This window comes from Telluria sp. LT1R51-2 (genome assembly GCF_059685775.1).
Genome location: NZ_JCASIM010000002.1, coordinates 690528 through 712158 on the forward strand (window position 1 = coordinate 690528; position 21631 = coordinate 712158).

At 62.4% G+C, this 21631-nt stretch carries 19 protein-coding genes; 8 read left to right on the forward strand and 11 right to left on the reverse strand.

Annotation, left to right across the window (positions count from 1 at the left end; genetic code table 11):
* Positions 1 to 262: 262 nt before the first annotated feature.
* The 4 genes from AC56LH_RS21285 to AC56LH_RS21300 all read right to left on the reverse strand — a co-directional run bounded on the left by AC56LH_RS21285 (position 263) and on the right by AC56LH_RS21300 (position 2780).
* Positions 263 to 523 carry a YfhL family 4Fe-4S dicluster ferredoxin gene (locus AC56LH_RS21285; RefSeq protein WP_183554890.1) on the reverse strand — a complete coding sequence of 87 codons (261 nt, stop codon included), beginning with the start codon at positions 521 to 523 and terminating at the stop codon, positions 263 to 265.
* A gap of 16 nt (positions 524 to 539) precedes the next feature.
* Positions 540 to 1040 (reverse strand): pantetheine-phosphate adenylyltransferase, encoded by a 501-nt coding sequence (coaD, locus tag AC56LH_RS21290; RefSeq protein WP_367610094.1) that lies wholly within the window; start codon positions 1038 to 1040, stop codon positions 540 to 542.
* A 123-nt stretch (positions 1041 to 1163) separates the two neighbouring features.
* Entirely contained in the window at positions 1164 to 1820 is a 657-nt protein-coding gene (rsmD, locus tag AC56LH_RS21295; protein ID WP_499649453.1) for a 16S rRNA (guanine(966)-N(2))-methyltransferase RsmD, read from the reverse strand.
* A 66-nt stretch (positions 1821 to 1886) separates the two neighbouring features.
* On the reverse strand, positions 1887 to 2780 hold the full coding sequence (locus AC56LH_RS21300) for a DUF6279 family lipoprotein (RefSeq protein ID WP_499649455.1): 894 nt from the start codon (positions 2778 to 2780) through the stop codon (positions 1887 to 1889).
* Between the two features lie 25 nt (positions 2781 to 2805).
* Here AC56LH_RS21300 and glmU point away from each other — a divergent pair, with 25 nt between their 5' ends.
* Positions 2806 to 4182, forward strand: coding sequence for a bifunctional UDP-N-acetylglucosamine diphosphorylase/glucosamine-1-phosphate N-acetyltransferase GlmU (gene glmU / locus AC56LH_RS21305; protein WP_499649457.1), 1377 nt, complete (start codon positions 2806 to 2808; stop codon positions 4180 to 4182).
* Between the two features lie 134 nt (positions 4183 to 4316).
* Here the strand turns inward: glmU and AC56LH_RS21310 are convergent, their stop codons facing one another.
* Positions 4317 to 4793 carry an Lrp/AsnC family transcriptional regulator gene (locus AC56LH_RS21310; RefSeq protein WP_499649459.1) on the reverse strand — a complete coding sequence of 159 codons (477 nt, stop codon included), beginning with the start codon at positions 4791 to 4793 and terminating at the stop codon, positions 4317 to 4319.
* A gap of 156 nt (positions 4794 to 4949) precedes the next feature.
* Between AC56LH_RS21310 and glmS the strand changes: the two genes are divergently transcribed.
* Both glmS and AC56LH_RS21320 read left to right on the forward strand, forming a co-directional pair.
* On the forward strand, positions 4950 to 6779 hold the full coding sequence (gene glmS / locus AC56LH_RS21315) for a glutamine--fructose-6-phosphate transaminase (isomerizing) (RefSeq protein WP_499649461.1): 1830 nt from the start codon (positions 4950 to 4952) through the stop codon (positions 6777 to 6779).
* Between the two features lie 418 nt (positions 6780 to 7197).
* Positions 7198 to 7881 carry a PEP-CTERM sorting domain-containing protein gene (locus AC56LH_RS21320; protein ID WP_499649463.1) on the forward strand — a complete coding sequence of 228 codons (684 nt, stop codon included), beginning with the start codon at positions 7198 to 7200 and terminating at the stop codon, positions 7879 to 7881.
* 75 nt (positions 7882 to 7956) lie between these two features.
* On the opposite strand, the gene AC56LH_RS21325 is transcribed toward AC56LH_RS21320, so the two are convergent.
* The 3 genes from AC56LH_RS21325 to AC56LH_RS21335 form a co-directional block, all read right to left on the reverse strand.
* Entirely contained in the window at positions 7957 to 8385 is a 429-nt protein-coding gene (locus AC56LH_RS21325) for a barstar family protein (protein WP_499649465.1), read from the reverse strand.
* A gap of 70 nt (positions 8386 to 8455) precedes the next feature.
* A complete protein-coding gene (locus tag AC56LH_RS21330; RefSeq protein WP_499649467.1) occupies positions 8456 to 10627 on the reverse strand; it encodes a TonB-dependent receptor in 2172 nt (723 codons plus the stop codon).
* A 110-nt stretch (positions 10628 to 10737) separates the two neighbouring features.
* Positions 10738 to 11115, reverse strand: a complete 378-nt coding sequence (locus tag AC56LH_RS21335) for a DUF2946 domain-containing protein (RefSeq protein WP_499649469.1) — start codon at positions 11113 to 11115, stop codon at positions 10738 to 10740.
* 558 nt (positions 11116 to 11673) lie between these two features.
* On the opposite strand from AC56LH_RS21335, the gene mqo reads away from it, so the two are divergent.
* Positions 11674 to 13263 carry a malate dehydrogenase (quinone) gene (gene mqo, locus AC56LH_RS21340; protein WP_499649471.1) on the forward strand — a complete coding sequence of 530 codons (1590 nt, stop codon included), beginning with the start codon at positions 11674 to 11676 and terminating at the stop codon, positions 13261 to 13263.
* Positions 13264 to 13342: 79 nt separating this feature from the next.
* Here mqo and AC56LH_RS21345 read toward each other — a convergent pair whose 3' ends face one another.
* Both AC56LH_RS21345 and tssK read right to left on the reverse strand, forming a co-directional pair.
* Entirely contained in the window at positions 13343 to 13885 is a 543-nt protein-coding gene (locus tag AC56LH_RS21345) for a DNA-binding protein (protein ID WP_499649473.1), read from the reverse strand.
* Positions 13886 to 14073: 188 nt separating this feature from the next.
* Complete coding sequence (tssK, locus tag AC56LH_RS21350) at positions 14074 to 15426, reverse strand: type VI secretion system baseplate subunit TssK (protein WP_499649475.1); 1353 nt, start codon at positions 15424 to 15426, stop codon at positions 14074 to 14076.
* A gap of 171 nt (positions 15427 to 15597) precedes the next feature.
* Here tssK and tssE point away from each other — a divergent pair, with 171 nt between their 5' ends.
* From tssE to AC56LH_RS21370, 4 genes are all read left to right on the forward strand, one after another.
* Positions 15598 to 16122 (forward strand): type VI secretion system baseplate subunit TssE, encoded by a 525-nt coding sequence (gene tssE / locus AC56LH_RS21355; RefSeq protein ID WP_499649477.1) that lies wholly within the window; start codon positions 15598 to 15600, stop codon positions 16120 to 16122.
* A 1-nt stretch (position 16123) separates the two neighbouring features.
* On the forward strand, positions 16124 to 17971 hold the full coding sequence (gene tssF / locus AC56LH_RS21360; protein WP_499649479.1) for a type VI secretion system baseplate subunit TssF: 1848 nt from the start codon (positions 16124 to 16126) through the stop codon (positions 17969 to 17971).
* On the forward strand, positions 17935 to 19104 hold the full coding sequence (tssG, locus tag AC56LH_RS21365) for a type VI secretion system baseplate subunit TssG (protein WP_499649481.1): 1170 nt from the start codon (positions 17935 to 17937) through the stop codon (positions 19102 to 19104). Before tssF ends, tssG begins: the two co-directional genes overlap by 37 nt.
* Positions 19105 to 19179: 75 nt before the next feature.
* Positions 19180 to 19587 (forward strand): DUF2750 domain-containing protein, encoded by a 408-nt coding sequence (locus tag AC56LH_RS21370; protein ID WP_183554928.1) that lies wholly within the window; start codon positions 19180 to 19182, stop codon positions 19585 to 19587.
* 22 nt (positions 19588 to 19609) lie between these two features.
* Here the strand turns inward: AC56LH_RS21370 and AC56LH_RS21375 are convergent, their stop codons facing one another.
* Positions 19610 to 21595, reverse strand: a complete 1986-nt coding sequence (locus AC56LH_RS21375) for a PAS domain-containing hybrid sensor histidine kinase/response regulator (protein WP_499649483.1) — start codon at positions 21593 to 21595, stop codon at positions 19610 to 19612.
* Between the last annotated feature and the right edge of the window lie 36 nt (positions 21596 to 21631).

The following is a 21631-nucleotide window of genomic DNA, read 5'->3' on the forward strand; positions in this document are numbered from 1 at the left end:
TTAATCATCTTATGTTGTATTTTAAATGAAGTTCACATTCTTTATTATTTAAGTAGTAACCATAAGTAATAGAAATGACGTCGTTAAATTTACTACTGAAAGTACCAGGCGAAATTAACCATGTAGAACGTGAGGAGGTAGACGGGATGCAAGGCGGCGTCAGGACGCGAGCGAACGCCGCCAGCGTGTCAAGCCAGCTGGCGGTGAAGCGATGCAGTGAGGGAGAAGCAAGCCGACAGGGAGGCGTCGGCCAGAGAGGTGATCAGGCGGCGGCTTTGTCGGCCGTCAGACGTTCGTACTTGATGAGGAGTTCTTCGCGCGATTCGCGCCAGGCCGGGTCGAGCGGGATGCAAGCGACCGGGCACAGGAGTTGGCACTGCGGTTCTTCAAAGTGACCCACACACTCGGTGCACTTGTTCGGATTGATCTGGTAATACTCGTCGCCCATCGAGATGGCATCGTTGGGGCATTCGGGTTCGCAGACGTCGCAGTTGATGCAGTCGTCGGTAATCAGAAGGGCCATGGTACTTCCTGGTGGATCAGACGACCGGTGCTGGAGGCAAGCTGGCGATCTTGTTTTGCAGCCAGCGGTCGACCGATGGGAAAACGAATTTGGACACGTCGCCGCCCAGCATGGCGATCTCGCGCACGATGGTGCCCGAAATGAACTGGTACTGGTCGGACGGGGTCAGGAACAGGGTTTCGACATCCGGCAGCAGGTAGCGGTTCATGCCCGCCATCTGGAACTCGTATTCGAAATCGGATACCGCGCGCAGGCCGCGCACGATCACGCGGGCATCGTGCTTGCGCACGAAGTCCTTGAGCAGGCCCGAGAAACTCTCGACCTGCACGTTCGGATAATGGCCCAGCACTTCATTGGCGATCTCGAGCCGCTCTTCAAGCGTGAAGAAGGGACGCTTGTTCCGGCTATCGGCAACGCCGACCACCAGACGGTCGAACAGGCCGGATGCGCGGCGTACCAAATCCTCGTGGCCGCGGGTGAGCGGATCGAAAGTACCTGGATAAACAGCTACAACCATTGCGGCTCCTGTGAAAAATACACCGTGATAGAACGCGCATTATGCCTTAAATACCCGGCATTCGCCCCAGCTTGGGGCGCGGTTTGCCCAATGGCTGTGCAGTTTCCACAGCCTTTCAACAACTCATGCCTGCTTTTCTTGCAGCTTGAGCAGATGATAGTAGACCATGCCGGCCTTGTCCGCACGGACGGCTTCCCAGCCTGCCAGCCAGTCGGGTACGTCTTCACCGTCGGCCAGCAGCGGCGCTTCGGCTTCCGCATATACCATCCCGCCCTCGTTCAGCAGCGCTGCGCACAACGGCAAGGTCTTGGCCAGCAAGTCCTGCTGGTAAGGGGGATCGAGAAAGATCACGTCGAAGCGCTGGCCACGGCTGGCCAGGTCGCGCACGAGCGTCAGGGCGTCGGCGCGCAGGATGGTGACGTTGGTCGCTTTGAGCTTGTCGCGGTTTGCTTCCAGCTGGCGTACTGCGGGGCTGTGGTTATCGACCATCAGCACCGACGCCGCGCCGCGGCTGGCCGCTTCAAAGCCGAGCGCCCCGGAACCGGCGTACAGGTCGAGCACGGTAGCAGCATCCCAGTCATTGCCGAGCTGGTGATTGATCCAGTTGAAGACGGTCTCGCGGACGCGGTCCGGCGTGGGCCGCAGGCCAAGGGCGTCGACGACCGGGAGTAGAGTTCGTTTGAAGGCGCCGCCGATGATGCGGACCTGGTGCTGCGCCATGCGCGGCGCGCCGTGCGGCTTGGTGCCGGCAGGCTTGGAGTTGATGGACTTTCTGTGCATGGGCGGCACTATAGCATGGGGTTTACATGCGATTGCGCGCCGCCCTTCAGGTGCTTTTTCGCGTGCTTATTTACCTGCAGCCAGTGCGTCAAGATCACCAATCCAGCCCTGGATGCGCTCCTGCGCATGGGCTTTCTGCTGGGGCGTCGCGATCCGGATCGCCGTCAGGATGAACTTGGTAGTGTGATCGATGCTGGCATCATAGAAACCCTTGCGCTCCGGCGAGTCCATGCGGCTGGACATCTCGCGCATCAAGCTCGAAACGCGTGCTGCGGCTTGCTCGCGGTTGAGCTTTTTTTGCTGGATCTCGGTCAGTACCGCCAGCACGCGGCGCTGGCGATACTGGCGCTCTTCCAGCCACAGGTTGTTGTCCAGCGGACGCAGGTCGGACGCGCGGCGCAGCGTCGCCTCCTGTTCACTGCTGAAGTTCCCGAACCAGAGTTCCATCTGTTCCATTGATTTCTTGAAGCGGGCGCGCTGGCGCTTGTCGGCGCTGCCATCGATGAACTTGCGGCGGTATTCGTCGTTCTTGTCCTTGAACTTGCGCTCCATGTGGGTGATCTGCTCTGGTGTGATCGACATGGCCAGCGTGGTCAGTTCCGGTACGGCGCGCTGGCCCAGGCGATCGGCGCGGACCCGGATCTCGCGGTAGGCGCCGAGCAGGTCGGCCTGAGTCGGGTTGCCAGCCAGCTGACGCTTGAACGTGCCCAATAATGCAGCATAGTCACGCAATTCGGTCTTGCGATGCCACTGGAACACGGCTTTGATATCGCGCTTGGCCACATCCGCTTGTTGACCTTCGAAGTCGACATACGAGTTCATCCACCAGTACAGTAAAGTGTCACCCTGGTTGTACGAGAAGCGAATCGAGCTGCAACCGGCGGCCATGACCGTCATGGCCAGCAGCAGGAGTGCGAACGCACGTCGGAATGCGCCATCGCGCATGCTAAAATTTTTCATATATTCAACTTTTTGAGAACGGCTTATGAACGTTGTGATCCTCGCCGCCGGTATGGGCAAACGCATGCAGTCCGCCTTGCCGAAAGTACTGCATCCATTGGCTGGTAAGCCCCTTTTGCGCCACGTCATCGATACCGCGCGTGGCCTGAGTCCGCAGAAATTATGCGTGATTTACGGACATGGAGGCGCAGCGGTGCCAGAGATGGTCGCCACAGTGGCAGAATCCACCGGCAGTACGATCGATACCGCGCTGCAGGAGCCGCAGCTGGGCACCGGTCACGCCGTCATGCAGGCGCTGCCGCAACTGGACGATGATCAGCCGACGATCGTGCTGTACGGCGACGTGCCCCTGACCACGATCGACACCCTGCGCCGCCTGGTCGAGGCCGCGGGTAGCGACAAGCTGGGCATTCTGACCGTCGAGCAGGCCAATCCGTTCGGGCTGGGCCGCATCGTGCGTGAAGACGGCAAGATCGTGCGCATCGTCGAAGAGAAAGATGCGACCGAAGCCGAACGTGCCATCAAGGAAATCAACAGCGGCATCATGGCGATTCCGACCCGTCACCTCAAGAAGTGGCTGGCAGCGCTGTCCAACACCAATGCCCAGGGCGAGTACTACCTCACCGACATCGTCGCCCAGGCCGTGGCCGACGGCGTGCCGGTCGTCTCGAGCCAGCCATCGGGCGAATGGGAAGTGGCGGGCGTGAACAGCAAGGTGCAGTTGGCCGAACTCGAGCGCCGTCACCAATTGAACATTGCCCACGCACTGCTGGAACGTGGTGTGACCTTGATGGATCCGGCGCGCATCGATGTGCGCGGTGAACTCATTTGCGGGCGCGATGTCACGATCGATGTGGGTTGCGTGTTCGAAGGCCGCGTCGAGCTGGCTGACGGCGTGCGTATCGGCGCGCACTGCGTGCTGGTCAACGCCACCGTAGCCGCGGACACCAATATCAAGCCGTTCTGCCACATCGAGGACGCCACGATCGGCGCCGTCTCCCAGATTGGCCCTTACGCGCGCCTGCGGCCGGGCACGGCACTTGGCGAAGATGTCCACATCGGTAACTTTGTCGAGGTCAAGAACAGCACGGTCGCTGCGCACAGCAAGGCCAATCACCTGGCGTACGTGGGAGACGCCACGATCGGTTCGCGCGTCAACATCGGCGCCGGCGTTATCACCTGCAACTACGATGGCGCCAACAAGTTCCGCACCGTGATCGAAGACGACGTGTTTGTCGGCAGCGACACCCAGCTGATCGCCCCGGTCACGGTTGGCAAGGGCGCGACGCTCGCAGCCGGCACGACACTGACCAAGGATGCGCCGGCCGGCAAGCTGACCATCTCGCGCTCGAAGCAAGTCACCATCGACAGCTGGAAGCGTCCGGTGAAAATCAAGAAGTAATCCACCGGCCGTGCACAGGCTAATCACAGGAAATGAACAGGATAAACACAGGGTAATACCCTGCTTATCCCATGTTCTTCCCTGTGGTCATCCACATTGTTATCCACAGGCATTCGCGTGGTTTTCTGACCTGGCTACAAGGCGATGCGTGTTTCGAACTTGCTGCGGTGGGTCGCAAAATAGGTCTTCACGTTACGCACATTGGCGTGCGCAGTGAACAGCCGGTGCGCCAGCTCGTGGTAGGCCGGCATGTCGGCCACCTGCACGATCAGCACGAAATCCGGGCCCGGTGACACGCGGTAGCACTGCAGCACCGCGGCCTCCGTGTCTACTAATCCCTCGAATTCGGCCATGCGCTCGGCGGCCTGCACATCGAGCGTGATCTCGACAATGGCGCTCAGGCTTGCCCCTACCTTGTCAGGTGCAACGATGGCCACCTGGCGCTGGATGACGCCGTTGTCCGTCATGGTCTTCACGCGGCGCAGGCACGTCGGTGGCGACACATGCACTAGCTCCGCCAGCTGCGCGTTCGTCTGCGATGCGTCAGCCTGCAGAATGGTCAGGATGCGACGATCGATGTCGTCAAGGACAGGGAGAGCATTGATTGGCATGAAATTTAATTGCATTTAATGCTGCTATATGAAACAAGATTTCACAGCGTAGTGATCATGAAATAATATGACAAATATAGCCGCACACTGTACGCTTATTTCTCCGTAATTGCTCTACGATAATACTCATTGAATATTTTTGAAGTGAGGTTAGCCATGTGCGGTATCGTCGGAGCAGTTGCAAAACGCAACATTACCCCTGTCCTGATCGAAGGTCTCAAGCGCCTCGAGTACCGGGGCTATGACTCGTGCGGCGTGGCCGTGCACCTCGATGGCCGCCTGACCCGTTCTCGCTCGACGTCGCGCGTGGCCGAACTGGAAGCACAGGTCAAGGAAGCGCATCTGGAAGGCTTCACCGGGATCGCGCACACCCGCTGGGCCACCCACGGCGCGCCGGCATCGCACAATGCCCACCCGCACTTCTCGCCAAGCGAAGACAATGCACGCATCGCACTGGTTCACAACGGCATCATCGAAAACCACGACGAACTGCGCGCCGAGCTGACCGCTCTGGGCTACGTCTTCATGAGCCAGACCGACACCGAGGTCATCGCCCACCTGGTCGACCACATGTACAACGGCGACCTGTTCGAGACCGTGCAGCAAGCCGTCAAGCGCCTGCACGGCGCCTACGCCATTGCCGTGTTCTGTCGCGAAGAACCACACCGCGTGATCGCCGCGCGCCAGGGCTCGCCACTGATCGTCGGCGTGGGCAAGGACGAGAATTTCGTCGCCTCCGATGCGATGGCGCTGGCCGGCACGACCGACCAGATCATCTATCTGGAAGAAGGCGACGTGGTCGACCTGCAACTGGCGCGCTACTGGATCGTCGACGTCGACGGCCGCCCGGTCGAGCGCGAAGTCAAAACCGTGCACGCCCATACGGGCGCGGCCGAACTCGGCCCATACCGCCACTACATGCAGAAAGAAATCTTCGAGCAGCCACGCGTGATCGGCGACACACTCGAAGGCGTCACCGGCATCATGCCGGAACTGTTCGGCGACGGCGCCTTTGCTGTGTTCAAGAAAATCGACCGCGTGCTGATTTTGGCCTGCGGCACCAGCTACTACGCAGGCCTGACTGCCAAGTACTGGATCGAATCGGTTGCCAAGGTGCCTGTGAGCGTCGAGATCGCCAGCGAATACCGCTACCGCGACAGCGTGCCGCATCCGGACACGCTGGTCGTGACCATCACCCAAAGCGGCGAAACGGCCGACACCCTTGCCGCGCTCAAGCATGCGCGCAGCCTGGGCATGGAACACACGCTGACCATCTGCAACGTCTCGACGAGCGCCATGGTGCGCGAGTGCAAGCTGGCCTACATTACCCGCGCCGGTGTCGAAGTCGGCGTGGCCTCGACCAAGGCCTTCACGACCCAGCTGGCCGCCCTGTTCCTGCTGACGCTGACGCTGGCCCAGGTCAATGGCCGCCTGACCGATGCCGAAGAAGCCGAGCACCTCAAGCAGATGCGTCACCTGCCGGTCGCGCTGGCCGCCGTGCTGGCGCTCGAGCCGCAGATCATCGCCTGGGCCGACGACTTCGCCCGCAAGGAAAACGCCCTCTTCCTGGGCCGCGGCATCCACTACCCGATCGCGCTGGAAGGTGCACTGAAGCTCAAAGAGATTTCGTACATCCATGCCGAAGCGTATCCGGCCGGCGAACTCAAGCACGGCCCGCTGGCGCTGGTAACCGAAGAGATGCCCGTGGTCACGATCGCCCCGAACGATGCACTGCTGGAAAAGCTGAAGTCGAACATGCAGGAAGTGCGCGCGCGCGGTGGTCAGCTGTACGTGTTCGCCGACGTCGATTCACGCATCACGTCGGGCGATGGCCTGCACGTGATTCGTTTGCCTGAACACTACGGTTTGCTGTCACCGATCCTGCACGTGGCAGCGCTGCAGTTGCTGGCGTATCACACGGCGCTGGCGCGTGGGACCGATGTGGACAAGCCGCGTAATCTGGCGAAGTCGGTGACGGTGGAATAACGTGTTCGCTGTTTGAAGCACTGCTGTGGCGCGCGGGTAAAGCACGCCACAGCCCATTAGAGTTTGCAATAAGCGCCAACCGCGCCGCTACTTCGATCGCGGAATATCTACGTTCGCCCCCCTGCTTGTCCGCTGCAATCTGCAATTCCTCTCAGTACCAATTCCACTCACAACATCGCCTTTCGCCGAGTCGTTGGCTCACGAGTGCCTGCGAACGTCGTGACAATGCCAGCAAGAGAAGCGATGTCTCTGACGCAGCAAATGGCCGTGTGGGCTAGTTGCTACAAAGTCTTTTTAAATTATTAATTTCTAGTGACTAAGTTAATGCAGCCCGGTTAAGATTTAGCTGTAAATACAGTCTCATCAGCCACTTACTGGCTGACACATCCCCAATAAACCGACCGTTCTCGGAGCTCACATGACTTCGTTCAAATCTGTTCTGGTTTCTCTTTTTTTGGCTACCTCTGCACTCGCCGGCGCGCCAGCAAGCGCCGTCCCGACGGTGATCACATTCGACGCCGGTGACCCGATCGGCGGGCTGGGTGTGGGCGTAGTGCTTGGCAGCCAGTACGCGGGCTACGGGGTAACATTCGCTCCCAATGCATTTGCGGGAAGCGGAGGACCGACCGGAAACTGGGCAACCAACACGACAATGAGCGTCGTCAGCAGTTCGGGTGACGTTGGCGGGCTAGGCAGTCCATCGCTGGTCAGTGGCAACATGCTGCGCGCCTTCAGCGGCTGGCTGGATGAAAATGGCGACCCAAGCTTCTCGGCTTTCTTTAGTGGCGGCATCAATTCCTTCAGCGCCGACTTTGCTGGCGTGTCTACCCCTGCGGATGTGCGCGTTCTCGCTTACCAGGGCGGTACCTTGCTGGGCACCGTGGTCGGGTCGACCATTGGCCAGTTCAACCTGGCGTTTGCCAGCAGCGTCCTGTTCGACCGCATCGTCATTGTCCCGGGCAGCTTCAATGATTGGGTCGGTATCGATAACATCACATTCGACGGGTCAGCGCCGGCGGACGTTCCTGAACCGGCAACGATGGCAATCATGGCGCTCGGTCTGACGGGCATGGCCTTCGCGCGTCGCCGTCGTGTAAGGTAATTGAAGAAGCCTCACCGTTTTAAACGAAACGGACAGGATTGATGTCTGCCTGCGGTGGCAGAAACGGGGCAGACATCAGCGATCAGCCGCGCGCAGTGTAATGTTCGGATGATCAGCAAATACCTGCATCACCAGATCAAAGTACGTCGGCCCGCCCTGCCCGAGGCGCGCCAATGCCGCGTGAATCGGGCCAGGTTTGAACACCTGCGGATGCTTGAGTTTTGCGAGATAGTAAGCACGGGTCGCCTCAACGCCCAGGGCAATACGGCTACTGTCCATCTGCTGCCAGACGACGATCGCTGGCGACTTGCCGCGCAGGACCCCATAACCACCGTATAGCATGTCATCCAGCCCATCCAGGCTGGCGCCAAGCTGCCAATCCTCGCCCACCATGAAGACGCGATTGATCTCGTCATAGAATGAAGCGATGTCCCGGATGTTGGCGCCGTCAATGATGAGGACCTGCGGTGGCGATTCGGCAGGCAAACTTGTGGTCGTCGTCATCGATATCGCATCCCGTAGCAAACATCCTATATGTGCCCGCATTCACGGGATTCAATGCGAGCTAACCCGGTCAGAACCGGTAAGTACCGGTCAGCCTGACGTTGCGCCCCTCGCCCGGCATGATCCAGCGCGATACATGCAAGTGGCTCGACACGAAATAATGCTGGTTGAACGCATTGCGTAGTGCCAGTTGCATCTCGATCGACTGACCGTGCCCAAGCTTTCTGGCCCAGGTGTGTGTGGCGTCGAAGCGGCCGTAGCCCGGCAGTGTCGTGCCGTTTGCCTCGTCCGCAAAGCGCGCTCCTTGCAGGTACAGGCCCGCACCGGTTTTCCAGGCGTCGTTCCAGCGGTATTGGCCCCACAAGGTCATCGCATGGCGGGCCACGTTGGGCACGCGCTTGCCGCCATACACGGCATTCTGCCGATAGGCCGCGTCCGTGTATGCATAGGTTGCCGCAACGTCCAGGTTCGCGGTGACCGAACCGGTCAGCGATGCCTCGATGCCTTGCGAGCGCGCCGAACCGTCGATGGTGAAGTCAAAATTATTTGTCGGCGTGCTCTGATCGGCCGAAATCATATTGGTCTGCTGCAGACGATACAGGGCGATATCGCCCATCAACAGCCCTTCCAGCCACAGCGATTTCCAGCCCATTTCCATTTGCCTGGAAACGCGCGAAGGCAGCGACCGGTTCGATGACGACGACACCTGGTTTGGCGACATACCGGACGCGATATTCGCGTACACGGTGTGCTGTGCCGATACGCGGTACAGCACACCCAGTTTCGGCGACCAGCGGGACTCATCCACTGGCAGCGTACCCGCGGCGCCATACATGAACTGCTGGTCCGTGTATCGCAGGCCTGCCACGAGTGACCAGGCAGCAAGATCGATCTGGTCCTGGGCAGATGCCGCGACCGAGGTCAGATCTTCGCTCGTGCGCGAACGCGGTAATCCCACGCCGGCCGGTGGCGCCGTCACGCGGCCGAACACGGGTGCGTAGATATTGATCGGCGGGCTGGTCGCTGCCGGGACAGTCAAGGCAGGCTGGTCGAGCGTCTCCTTGTACCTGTCCAGCCCGAAGAACAGCTTGTGGGTGATGCCGGCCAGTTCTTGCTTGCTGGTCAGCGACATGGCGCTGCTGTCGATCCGTCGTTTGGTAGCAGGCTCCCAGGCCGACACCCTGGCGTAGGTGCCGGCGGGCTGCCCCGCCAACGGCGCGCCGTTCAACAGATTCTTGATCGACGTCGAGTGCGCTGCCAGATGGGTGACATCGACGGCAACCCTGGTAGCGTCGGTGATGGCGAAGTCGCCGTGCAGATCGACGATGCGATTCTTCGTTGTCGAATCGCCGAATGGTTCGCCAAACTGGCGGTCGCGAGGAATGGCCACCGGGCGCCCATCGACTGCGGGGATGCCGTAGTCGGGGCGATAGGTCTGGTTGATGGCCTCGACACCGGCGCGCAAGCGATAACGGCGCCCGTCGCCTTGTGCGATGCCGAGCTTGACGGCCTCCAGGCGATCGGGGACTTGGCGCCACTGGCTCGCATCCGAGCGCGTCACGATGATGCGCGTCGCCAGCGCATGGTCCACCGACAGGACGCGGTTCAGGTCGGCAGTGTACTCGCGCGCGGCATGCTCTCCGGCCGCTACCAGCACGGCGCCGGTGTTGGCCATCGTTGCCTGGCGTGTCACGAGATTGACCGTGCCGCCGGGTTCGCTGCGCACGCCCACCGCCGAGCCCGGGCCGCGCAGTACGTCCACGCTGTCGATGAAGGCCGGCACATACGGGTAGTTCGACAGGCGCACGCCGTCGCGCAAGATACGGTTCGAGCCCGTACCGCTATCGGCAACCGCACCACGCAAGATGAAAAACTGTGTATGCGCCCCGTTGAAACCCGAATCGGCCTGTGCCCCGGGAATATTGCGTAGCGCGTCTTGCAGCGTAGTGCCTGCCTGGTCGCGTACACGCTCGCCATCGACACTGTCGACTGAAAACGGCACGTCCATCGATGAACCGTTTGTACCAAGGGCAAGCGTGCCGGCGCGCTGGCCATCGGGCAACGCGTGGCCCGACACCATCACGATTGGCGTGCGCGTCGTCATCTCGGCAGCTCGCGGAGCTGGGGTCGCAGGCATTGTCTGCGCCTGCGCAACGGCAGGCGTACGCGCGACAATCGTCAGTCCCAGCAAGACGACGCTGACCGTGGCGTGCATGGTGGATGTGCAGTGTGGGTTTTTCATGGAAATCTCTCTCGTGTGGGTACCTGAACGGTCCACCCATCGGCAATATTCAGGCAGGCAAAACACAGCGCATGCTTGCGCATGGCATCACGTCGAACTGCTGCAGAGAATCAGGAGCGCAGAGGAGGCGCGCGTGCTTGCGAGAGATTCCAGATCGCCAGCGGATAGGGCGATTGGAAGAACAGGAAGGGATGGGTTTCCCGGGTGTCGATCAGGGGAATGGAACAGCCCGTAGTCGGTGGCAAGGCGAACGAGCCTGCGTGCGTGGCACAAAGCGGGCAATGGTCGACATGTCCAGCATCGGATGGTGCATGATCGGAAACGTCGCCTGTCGCTGCAGTGACCTTGACGAATCGGGTGCCCCCCATGCTGCAAATTTCAGTCCAGGTATCACCCGACTTGACAGCCATTGCCTGCGACATTGACGGCGCCAATGCAGCAAACAGCATCGCAATGGATGCGAGCCAGGCGGCAAAGCAGCGCGTCATTCTGTCCATTCGCATACTGAAATTATATCAGCGGGTATCAACACAAAGTAGCTATTCAGTCGTTGTTCGGACGCCGCTGAAAACCCGCCTCATGCACGTCAAGAAACCCACCGCATAAACGTCGCGCCACCGCCTCAGTAGTAGTACGCAGAACGCTACCGCTTGAATACTGAGACAGCCTTTTAAGCGGGCCAGCCCCAAGCAAGGCTACTTTGTTTGGGCTATACTTGCCCAACTCCTATACAAGAGTTACCCCCAGTTTCGATGGACGCCAGGGATATTGACTGGCCCGCCTGACTCTCCTGTCAACGCGTTATATCCTTGTTTGCCAGCCCATGATGCCGCCACGATCGGAACCCGGTCGCGGCGATGCATCGGCCTTGCTATTGCGTCGGTTGCCGAGGCTTGTTGCGGCTATTTGCAGCGACAGATCCCGACAACCCGTTCTCTAATGGTGCTTCCTGTTGCTTGCGGAATGCGCCACTACCGAGCCGTCGAATTTTTAAATCAGATGTTGCATGCCAGGCCATCGCACACATTTTTTCAGGTGATACTCGTATGCGCAACTCGCTATTTGTCGTCCTTTCTTGCTTCATCGTTGCTTCGTGCTCGAAAGCGCCCGCTCCATCCAATGACAAGCCGGTGGACGTTGTCCTGATCGGCGCTGGCGTCATGAGCGCCACGCTCGGGACGATGCTCAAGGAACTCGATCCGGAACTGACGATCCAGATGTACGAACGCATGGACTCGGTCTCGGCCGAAAGTTCGGATGCCATGAACAACGCCGGCACCGGTCACTCCGGTTTTGCCGAGCTGAACTACACGCCCGAAATGCCGGACGGTACCATCGAGACCAAGAAGGCGGTCGATATCAACGAGCAGTTCGAAGTGTCGAAGCAGTTCTGGGCCTACCAGGTGCAAAAGCAGTACCTGGGCGCGCCGCAGACCTTCATCAACAATGTGCCGCACATGGCCTTTGTCTGGGGCGACGACAACATCAATTTCCTGCGCAAGCGCTACGCCGCACTGCAGAAGGAAAACCTGTTCAAGGGCATGCTGTATAGCGAAGACCAGGAACAGATCCGCAAGTGGGCGCCGCTGGTCATGAATGGCCGCGATGCAGCGCAGAAAGTGGCTGCGACCCGCATGGAAATCGGTACCGACGTCAACTTCGGCGCCCTGACCCGCAGCATGGTCAAGCACCTGACCGGCACCCACGGGATGACGCTGAACCTGCGTACTCAGGTCGAAGACATCAAGCGCGGCGAAAACGGTCTGTGGAACGTCACCGTCAAGAACCTGGCCGACAACAAGGTCTCGACCGTGAGCACCAAATTCGTGTTCATCGGCGCCGGTGGCGGCGCACTGCCACTGCTGGAAAAGACCGGCATTCCTGAAGCCAAGGGCTTCGGTGGCGTACCGGTCGGTGGCCAGTGGCTCGTCACCACCAACCAGGCGCTGGTTGAAGCGCACAACGCCAAGGTGTATGGCAAGGCATCGGTCGGTTCGCCGCCAATGTCTGTGCCGCACCTGGACACCCGCGTCATCGACGGCAAGAAAGCGCTGCTGTTTGGCCCGTTCGCGACGTTCTCGACCAAGTTCCTGAAAAATGGTTCGTGGATCGACATGCCAGCCTCGGTCAACACCGGCAACGTGCGTCCGATGGTGCAAGCCGGTATCGACAACATCCCGCTGACCAAGTACCTGGTCGAGCAAGTGATGCAGTCGCAGGAAGACCGCGTCGCAACTCTGCGCGAATACCTGCCGGAAGCCAAGAAGGAAGACTGGAAACTGGTCAACGCAGGTCAGCGCGTGCAGATCGTCAAGGACGATCCGGCCAAGGGCGGCCTGCTGCAGTTTGGTACCGAAGTCGTGGCATCGGGTGACGGTTCGGTCACGGCCCTGCTGGGCGCGTCGCCAGGCGCGTCGACCGCTGCGCCGATCATGCTGAAAGTGATCGCGGCATCGGCGTTCAAGGACAAGCTGAAGACGCCCGAGTGGCAAGCCAAGATGAAGGAAATGATCCCTTCGTACGGCCGCAAGCTCAACGGTGATGCAGCGTATGCCAACCAGATCCGTCAGCAGAGCAGCGCTGTCCTGGGCCTGAAAGCCTTCACGCTCGACGTGACGGCCGCATCGCAAGAGTAAGCAAAACCGTCGTAATAACCACAAAGGCCCCGGTGCTTCACAGCGCCGGGGCCTTTGTCGTTGTGCGGTGCAGAGCGTGTTATTTGCGTGAACGCAGCGCTTCGAGTTCGGCCCGCAGCGCGCTGCGCTCGGTGCGCGACGTGTCGAGTTTTGTCTGCAATTCCTTCAGCTCGCCGATCAGGTTGTCGCGCTCGGTCGTGGCGCCGATCAGGTCCATCTGGGCCTGCAGGCGTGCATCCGACTCGGCCGCCGTGGCCGTTACGTTACGCTCGAGCTGCTGGCGCAGATCGGCCAGTTGCGCATCCTTGCCGTCGATGGCCAACTGGTCCTTGGCCTTGCCGACCAGGGCGTCGGTGGCGATCTGGCGCGCGTTGCGCAGCTCGGCCGTCAGGCGCTGGATTTCTTCGTCACGTTCTTCGGCCATCGATTGCGCATGGTCGCGCGCGGCCTGGGCCTCGTCCAGGTCGGCCTGCAGCGCCAGCTTCTCGCTGTCGGCCGTCGCCAGTGCGTCGCGCAGACCGGCGCCGGCATCGTGTGCATACTGTTGTGCCCAGGCACTCAGTTCAGCGAGCAGGGCTGGGGGCATTTCGGCCTTCGGTGGGGCGGCCAGGGCAGTGTTCATTGCGCGTCGGATCGTGTCGTGAAGAGGCGTTCATCATACGCGATAGTTTCCAATAGGAATTAAATGCACTGCCAAATAGCATCGATGTGTTGCGCCGTTGTTGAGGGTAAAAACGCTGTGCATACAACGGCATGGCTGAGTATTCAGACTTATCCACAGGTTTATCCCCATCGGGTCTGCAGCGCTCTTCACGCCACCACGGCCAGCAGTTCCAGCTTGAGTTCCTTCAAGCCTTCGGGTGCGTAGATCGAGATCGATTGCGCCTTGCGCATGCGCTCGAACATCGGCCCCTTCGATTCGAGGCTGAAGTAGCAGGTCTCGGGCCGCACGGGGATCGCTGCCGGTGGCTGCGGTGAATACTGCAGGCGCACGCCGGGCAGCGCCGAGAGGACGAATTTTTCGACGTCGTCCGGTGCACCCACCTTGAAGCGCAGCGGCACGATCTCGACCAGTTCGAGCGCGGCGATGTCGGCCGATACCGCGATGTAGAACGTGGTGGCATCGTCGATCTTGCCCGAGTCGAGCATCCCGATGTGGTACGACGGGCGCACCTCGTTCAGTGCAATGCCGAAGTATTTGGCCGAGATGACCGTGTCGAGCAGCTCGCGGATGATGGCGTGCAGTTTCGCGAATGCGGGCCCGGGATCGCCATGCTGGTAGGCCGGCAGGTCGGCCAGGGTCCAGCTCTTCGAGAACGTCATCAGGCCGCCGGCCACGTCCAGCAGCGACTGGAACAGGCGCTCCGGATGCAACGCCGGATGATGGAAGTGGTGCGTCAGCGCCGCGTAGGCCGAACTGGCCGTGTGCAGCAGCCAGAACGACGACATGTCGCCCGAGCGGAATTCGATCACGTTGCGGGTCGGTTCGCGGTGGTGGCCGTACAGCGCGCCGACCTTGGCCTGCAGCGCGTCGAGCAGGCGCCGCAAGGCCTGGAACAGCACCGGCGAAGCGCCCACCGACAGGGCCGGCGGCACCAGGTCCGGATCGGGCTCGAAGCCGCCGGTGGACATGCGCCGCACGCGCAGCAGCGGGAAGTGGATGTAGGCGTCACGCGGCTCGAACTCGGCCACCAGGCGCAGCGCGCGCCGCAGATAGGCCAGCTGCACCGGCGCGGCCTGCGTGAACAGGTCGGGCGCCTCCAGGTTCACCTGCATGAAGCGCGCAGCATTGTCGGCCGACGTTGCGGCCTGCCCCGGCTGCACGAAGTTGGCATTGAAAGGCTTCAGGCCCGGCAGCGCCGCGTAATACGTCACCGCCTGCACCGTTTGAGCCAGCGTGCTGAGGTCGATCGTGGCGGGCAGCTCGTCGCTGCCGGGCGCCTCGTACAGCTCGCCGTCCTGGAAGCGCAGCGCCAGCCCGGTCACGCGCAGCATGCTGCTGGCCAGCGCTTCGCGGTCGACCTCGCACAGCTCGACGCCCCAGGCGTACGGATGGACCGCCTTGACGCTCTTGAACAGGCAATGCTCGTGATACGCATCCTGGCGCTGGAAGTGCTGGGGGCGCAGCAGCAAGCCTTCGCCCCAGAGAACTTTGCTCGTCATGGTGCTGTCTTCCCAAGTTGTTATGGCCGGAAAGAAACAATAACGACGACATAGAGTTGCCCACGTGAAGTTCATCAACGTTTGGCGACGAACCCCGTGGCAACATGCGATTGGTTTTCACCACGCAACATTCCCCTCTCCCTCCCCTGCCTCACCGCGAAGGAACGCCGCATGAAGGGTTACACGCCGGATCTGTTCGACCGTCTGCTCGGCCAGCCGGTACGCCATGGGACCGTTGTCGCACGCCTGAATGCCGACGAGTTGAAGGACGCGGTGGCGCGCGACCTCGAGGCGCTCCTGAACACGCGCTCGATCGTGCAGGAGGGCGAACTTGCCGGCTACACCGAGTGCAAGACGTCGATGGTCGATTATGGCCTGTGCGATTTCGCCGACCGCTCGCTGTCGAGCCCTTCGGACCGGGCCCACATCTGCACCTGCATCGAAGCGGCCATCACGCGCCATGAGCCGCGCCTGACCGGTGTGAAGGCGCAGCTGGCGCTGCGCGACGAGGCGGCCGGGCCGTCGATCAATCGCCTGAGTTTTTCGATCACGGCGGTGCTGGTAGGGAGCATGTCGCAAGAGCCGGTCAACTTCGACGCCGTGCTGCAGCCGTCCACGCTCCAGTACAGCATCCGCAAGGCCGGCCGCACGGCAGCAACAATGGCAACAGCGGCGTCGCCGGTGAAGGAGGCCTGAGATGGACCAGCTGCTGCCGTATTACGAAAGCGAGCTGGCCTACCTGCGCCACAACCTGCGCGAATTCGCCGAACGCTATCCGCGCATCGCCGGGCGCCTGTCGATGAGCGGCGAAGTCTGTGAAGACCCGCACACCGAACGCATGATCCAGTCGTTCGCGTTTCTCAATGCGCGCATCGCCCGGCGCCTCGACGACGATTATCCCGAGTTCACCGAAGCGCTGTTCGACGTGCTGTACCCGCACTACCTGCGGCCGTTTCCATCGTGCTCGATCGCGCAGATCGACGGCGCCAGCGCCGCCGACCAGCAGACCGGCGTGACGACGATCGAACGCGGCGCCGCATTCAACACGCGCCCCGTGCGCGGCGTGGAATGCACGTTTCGCACCGTGTATCCGGTGGCGGTGGCGCCGCTGACGATCACGTGCGCGGCGTTCTCCCCGATCATCGGCGCGCCCGACACGGTGCGCTTGCCGGCCGGCGCCACGGCCAGCATCAGCCTGGGCCTGGCCATCACCTGCGACGGGCGCGGGCTCGATGCGCTGGCCTTGTCGCTGCCGGCGCTGCGGTTGTTCCTCGATGGCGAGCCGTCGCTGTGCGCGGCGCTGCGCGATGCGCTGCTGGTGCGCACCGTGGCCGCCTACGTGCAGGCCGATGGCGGGCACTGGATCGCGCTGCCGGCGCTGCCGGTGCGCAGCGCCGGCTTTGGCGACGACGAGGCGCTGATCGATTTCCCGGCGCGCTCGCACGCGGCGTACCGCCTGCTCACCGAGTACTTCTGCTTTCCCGAGAAATTCAACTTCGTCGACCTTGACCTGGCCATGCTGACGGCTGCCCTGCTCCGTGGGACGCGCGCGCTGACGGTGCACCTGGCACTGACCGGCATTCGCAGCGACTCGAACCTGGCGCGCATGCTCGGCACACTGTCGACCAACAACCTGCTCACCGGCTGCACGCCGGTGATCAACCTGTTCCCCCAGCGCGGCGAACCGATCCAGCTGACCCACGCCAAAGCCAATTACCCGGTGCTGGCCGACGGGCGCCGCGCCTTTGGCTACGAGGTCAATGCCATCAACGACGTCAATATGGTGCGCCAGACCGCGCAGGGCGAAACGATCATCCAGTTCCAGCCGTTCTACTCGCTCAAGCATGCGCAGACGCCGCAGCACAATGGCCATTACTGGGCGATGGCGCGCGATGAAGCGCTGGCCGAACGCAGCCCCGGTTTCGAGACCCAGATCACGATCGTCGATATCGATTTCGATCCGGCCAGGGTCGAAAAGACCACGCTCAATCTCGAACTGACCTGCACCAACCGCGACCTGCCAGCGCTGCTGCCGTATGGCCAGCCGGGAGGCGATCTGTTCACGGAAGGCGGCTCGGGCACGTACGCCATTGCCTTCCTGCGCAAGCCGACCCGTACCTGGCGCTTCGCGCGCGGCCGCAGCGCGCAGTGGCGCCTGATCTCGCTGCTGTCGCTGAACCACCTGTCGCTGGCCGATGGCGGCGTCGACGCCTTCCGCGAAATGCTGGCGCTGCACGACGTACCCCGTTCGGCCGCCTCGACGCGCCAGATCGGCGGCATCCTCGCGATTGCCTATACGCCCACCAGCGCCTGGCTGTCCGGAAACCCCTTCATTTGCCTGGTGCGCGGAATCGAGGTGCGGCTGAGCGTCGACGAAGAAGCGTTCGTCGGCAGTGGCATCCACGCTTTTGCCCACATCATCGAACGCTTTCTGGCGCTGTACGTGCACGCCAACAGCTTTACCCAGCTGGTGATCGTGTCCCATCAATCGTCCGAGGAATTGCTGCGATGCGCACCCCGAAGCGGCGATCTGAGTCTGCTGTAATCGAGCAGCTGTTTGGCGAGCCGTGGCGCTTCGACTTCTTCCAGGCGGTGCGGCTGCTCGAGTTATGGCTGCGGCGCCGCGGCAAGCCGGCGCACGCTCTGGTGGCCGACATGCTGCGCTTCGAGAATTCGGTGTCGCTGGGTTTTCCGGCCAGCCAGCTCGAAAGCATTCACGCCGACGTGCGCGACCTGTCGATCGGCATGCCGTTCGCGCTGCCGATCGATGCCGCAGCGCTGGCCGACGCGGTGCAGGAAGGCACGCTGCGCCATGTGCACCTGACGCCGGCCTTCATGGGCCTGTTGGGCTGCAACGGCGTGCTGCCGGCGCATTACACCGAGCGCATCGCCGCGCACCAGGCGCACCACAAGAACGAGGAAGAAGACGACGGCCCGCGCGCCTTTCTGGATGCGTTCTCGAACCGCTCGCTGGCGCTGTTCTACGAAGCCTGGCGCAAGTACCGCCTGCCGCTGAAGTACCAGCTCGATGGTCAGGATGCGTTCCTGCCGCTCTTGATGAGTCTTGCAGGACTGGGTAACGAGGCGCTGCGGCAGCGCTTGAGCGACGTGGGCGACGGCGCCGTGCTGGACGAATCGATCGGCTATTTTGCGGCGTCGGTGCGGCACCGGCCCGTGTCGGCCGTGCAGCTCGCGCGCGTGCTGTCGGAGTATTTTGGCCAGCCGATCGTGGCCGAACAATTCATCGGCGCCTGGTACGATATCCCGGGGGCGCAGCAATCGATGCTGGGCCAGGACAGCGCTGTGCTGGGCACGCGCGCGCTGGCCGGCGCGCGCGTCTGGCAGCGCACGCTGCGCCTGCGCCTGATCGTCGGGCCACTGGCGCATGCGGGCTTCCAGACCTTCCTGCCGGGCGGGCTGGCCGCGCGCGCACTCAAGAGCGTACTGGCGCTGTTTACCGGCGTCGCGCTCGAATACGAAGTCGAGGTGGTGCTGCGCGCGGCCGATGTCCACAACACCACGCTCGATGCCATCAGCCCTGGTCGACTGGGCTGGGACGCCTTCCTGGTGCTCGATGCGCCGCCGGGCGACCGGCACGATGTGCGCTATGACCTGCATGCGACACCAGCCCCGATCGTCCAGACACAGCCTGCCGCATCGTCGCCGTTCGTTGTGTGACTAACGCACCCGGTGCATCCCGATGGCGTATCCTGATGGTTGTGGGGCATCACGCCTCGATGGACGGGAGTGGTGATGAGCGAACAGATCATCTCGGCGATCAAGCTGGGTGGCCAGCAACTGGCGGCGGTCGTGACGCTGGCGGGACCGGAACGCTACGAATATTTCATCCGGCGCGCGGCCGAGGCGCGCGAAGTGTGGGGTCTGTATCAGGATGGCTGGGCGCTGGCCAAGACGGACGACGGCACCCTCGTGTTTCCGATGTGGCCGGCCAACGAATACGCCACGCTGTGCGCCGAATTCGAGTGGGACGGCTACGACGCACAGGCGTTCTCGCTGGAAGAACTGATCGAAGAACTGCTGCCGCAGCTCGAAGAAGACAGTGTTTTGCCGGGCGTGTTCTATACGCCGGGCGACAAGGGGATCACGCCCACCGTGGCGCAGCTGATCGGCGACCTAGAGGACGAACTGCGCCGCAACTGATCCACCTGGCCAGGCGCCGGCGTTACAGGCCGGCCAGCAGCGCCTCGACCACGTCGAGCTGCACCGGTTTGGTCAGGTGGTGGTCGAACCCCGCCGCGTTCGAACGCAGACGATCGCTCTCGGCGCCCCAGCCGGTCAGTGCCACCAGCACGATGTCTTCCAGCCCCGGCGTGGCGCGGATCGCACGCGCTGTCTCGTAGCCGCTCATGCCCGGCATGCCGATGTCGAGAAACGCCACGCGCGGGCCGAACGCCTGCGCGACGGCCAGCGCCTCGTAGCCGTCGTGCGCCACTTTCGCCGTGTAACCCGAGATCTCCAGGATCATCGACAGCGTCACGGCCGCATCGACGTTGTCGTCCACCACCAGCACCTTCAGACCGCCGGTTGGGTTCTCGGGCGCCGGCGCAGGCTCGCCTGGTACCGGTCCGGTTTGCACTTCCTCGGCGGCCAGTGGCAGGAGTACCGTGAAGACGCTGCCGGCATTGACGCCCGCGCTGCTGGCGGCGACGGAGCCGCCATGCATCTCCACCAGGCGCCGCACCAGCGACAGGCCGATCCCCAGCCCGCCCTGCGAGCGGTCGACCGTGCGGCCGATCTGGCTGAACATCTCGAACACGCCGGCCAGCGCATCCGCAGCGATACCCACGCCGCTGTCGCGCACCGTGATCACGGCGTCAAGCCCGTCGCGCCGCGCCGACAGCGCAATCTGCCCGCCCGGTGGCGTGTACTTGGCCGCATTATTGAGCAGGTTGGCCACGACCTGTGCGATGCGGGTGGCGTCGGCGTCGACGGGCAGCCCCGCATCGGGCACGTCGACCGTCAATGCGTGCTGGCCTGCCTCGATCAGCGGCATGCTCGTTTCGACCGCGCTGGCCAGGATGGCCGCCAGGTCGGTGCGCTGGCGCTTGAGTTCCAGCTTGCCGCCGCTGATGCGGGCGATGTCGAGCAGGTCGTCGATCAGGTGCACCATATGCCCGACCTGGCGCTCCATCATGTCGCGCACCTTTGCCATGGCCGCCGGATTGTCGCCGCTCAGACGCATCACCGACAGGCCATTCCTGATCGGCGCCAGCGGGTTGCGCAGCTCGTGCGCCAGCGTGGCCAGGAATTCCGTCTTGCGGCGGTCGGCTTCGGCCAGGTCGTCGGCCAGCCGGCGCAGTGTCGATTCCGACTGCTTGCGCACCGAGATGTCGTTGAACAGGAGGCCCACCTTGCGGCTGTCCGCGCCGCCGATGCGGGTCGCGTAGACGTCGAACCAGCGGTTCATGGCCGGTGCTTCGTTTTCGAAGCGCACCGGTTCGCCCGTGAGCGCCACGCGGCCATAGGTGTCGAACCAGAAGTCGTCGAGCCCCGGCAGCATCTCGCGCGCGGTGCGGCCGATGGCGTTTTTCAGGCCGGTGTGCGCTTCGAAGGTCGGGTTCATTTCCAGGAAACGGTAGTCGATGGGCCGGTTCGCCTCGTCGAACAGCATCTCGAAAATGCAGAAGCCTTCATCGACCGAGTCGAACAGGGTGCGGTAGCGTTCTTCGCTGGCGCGCAGCTGCCCGACCACCCGCTCGCTCTCGATGTTCGCAGCCTGCAGCTGGTGCAGCAGCCGTTCACGCTCTTCGCTGGCGTTGCGCTGCTGCGTGATGTCGCGCGAGATCACGAGCAAGTGGTCGCCCTGGCCATCGCTGCTGGCGGTGCGCGTGATCACCACATCCCACCACTTGGACGTGCCTTTGGCGGTCGGACAGGCAGCGACGAGCTGGCCCGTACCGCCGGCGCGCGCTGTCTCGAGGGCCGTACGCACGGCGGCGTGGGATTCGGCGGGCCAGAACGCGATCCAGGGCTGGCCACGCAGCGTGGCGATATCGTCGATCTCCATCACGCTGCGGCCATTGCAGTTCATCGCGAGGATGGCGCCGTCGATGTCGAGCAGCTTCACGCAGTCGGGGATGGCTTCGAACAAGGCCCAGCCGAAGGTGACGGCGTCCTGTGCCGGCATGGTGTCGCGGGGTTCCTGCATGTATGACCTTCCGGCTATGCCTCCAGATGGAGAACG

Coding starts and splice junctions, on each gene's coding strand:
- AC56LH_RS21285 (WP_183554890.1), bottom strand. CDS start 523: ATGGCCCTTCTGATTACCGACGACTGCATCAACTGCGACGTCTGCGAA.
- coaD (WP_367610094.1), bottom strand. CDS start 1,040: ATGGTTGTAGCTGTTTATCCAGGTACTTTCGATCCGCTCACCCGCGGC.
- rsmD (WP_499649453.1), bottom strand. CDS start 1,820: ATGCACAGAAAGTCCATCAACTCCAAGCCTGCCGGCACCAAGCCGCAC.
- AC56LH_RS21300 (WP_499649455.1), bottom strand. CDS start 2,780: ATGAAAAATTTTAGCATGCGCGATGGCGCATTCCGACGTGCGTTCGCA.
- glmU (WP_499649457.1), top strand. CDS start 2,806: ATGAACGTTGTGATCCTCGCCGCCGGTATGGGCAAACGCATGCAGTCC.
- AC56LH_RS21310 (WP_499649459.1), bottom strand. CDS start 4,793: ATGCCAATCAATGCTCTCCCTGTCCTTGACGACATCGATCGTCGCATC.
- glmS (WP_499649461.1), top strand. CDS start 4,950: ATGTGCGGTATCGTCGGAGCAGTTGCAAAACGCAACATTACCCCTGTC.
- AC56LH_RS21320 (WP_499649463.1), top strand. CDS start 7,198: ATGACTTCGTTCAAATCTGTTCTGGTTTCTCTTTTTTTGGCTACCTCT.
- AC56LH_RS21325 (WP_499649465.1), bottom strand. CDS start 8,385: ATGACGACGACCACAAGTTTGCCTGCCGAATCGCCACCGCAGGTCCTC.
- AC56LH_RS21330 (WP_499649467.1), bottom strand. CDS start 10,627: ATGAAAAACCCACACTGCACATCCACCATGCACGCCACGGTCAGCGTC.
- AC56LH_RS21335 (WP_499649469.1), bottom strand. CDS start 11,115: ATGACGCGCTGCTTTGCCGCCTGGCTCGCATCCATTGCGATGCTGTTT.
- mqo (WP_499649471.1), top strand. CDS start 11,674: ATGCGCAACTCGCTATTTGTCGTCCTTTCTTGCTTCATCGTTGCTTCG.
- AC56LH_RS21345 (WP_499649473.1), bottom strand. CDS start 13,885: ATGAACACTGCCCTGGCCGCCCCACCGAAGGCCGAAATGCCCCCAGCC.
- tssK (WP_499649475.1), bottom strand. CDS start 15,426: ATGACGAGCAAAGTTCTCTGGGGCGAAGGCTTGCTGCTGCGCCCCCAG.
- tssE (WP_499649477.1), top strand. CDS start 15,598: ATGAAGGGTTACACGCCGGATCTGTTCGACCGTCTGCTCGGCCAGCCG.
- tssF (WP_499649479.1), top strand. CDS start 16,124: ATGGACCAGCTGCTGCCGTATTACGAAAGCGAGCTGGCCTACCTGCGC.
- tssG (WP_499649481.1), top strand. CDS start 17,935: ATGCGCACCCCGAAGCGGCGATCTGAGTCTGCTGTAATCGAGCAGCTG.
- AC56LH_RS21370 (WP_183554928.1), top strand. CDS start 19,180: ATGAGCGAACAGATCATCTCGGCGATCAAGCTGGGTGGCCAGCAACTG.
- AC56LH_RS21375 (WP_499649483.1), bottom strand. CDS start 21,595: ATGCAGGAACCCCGCGACACCATGCCGGCACAGGACGCCGTCACCTTC.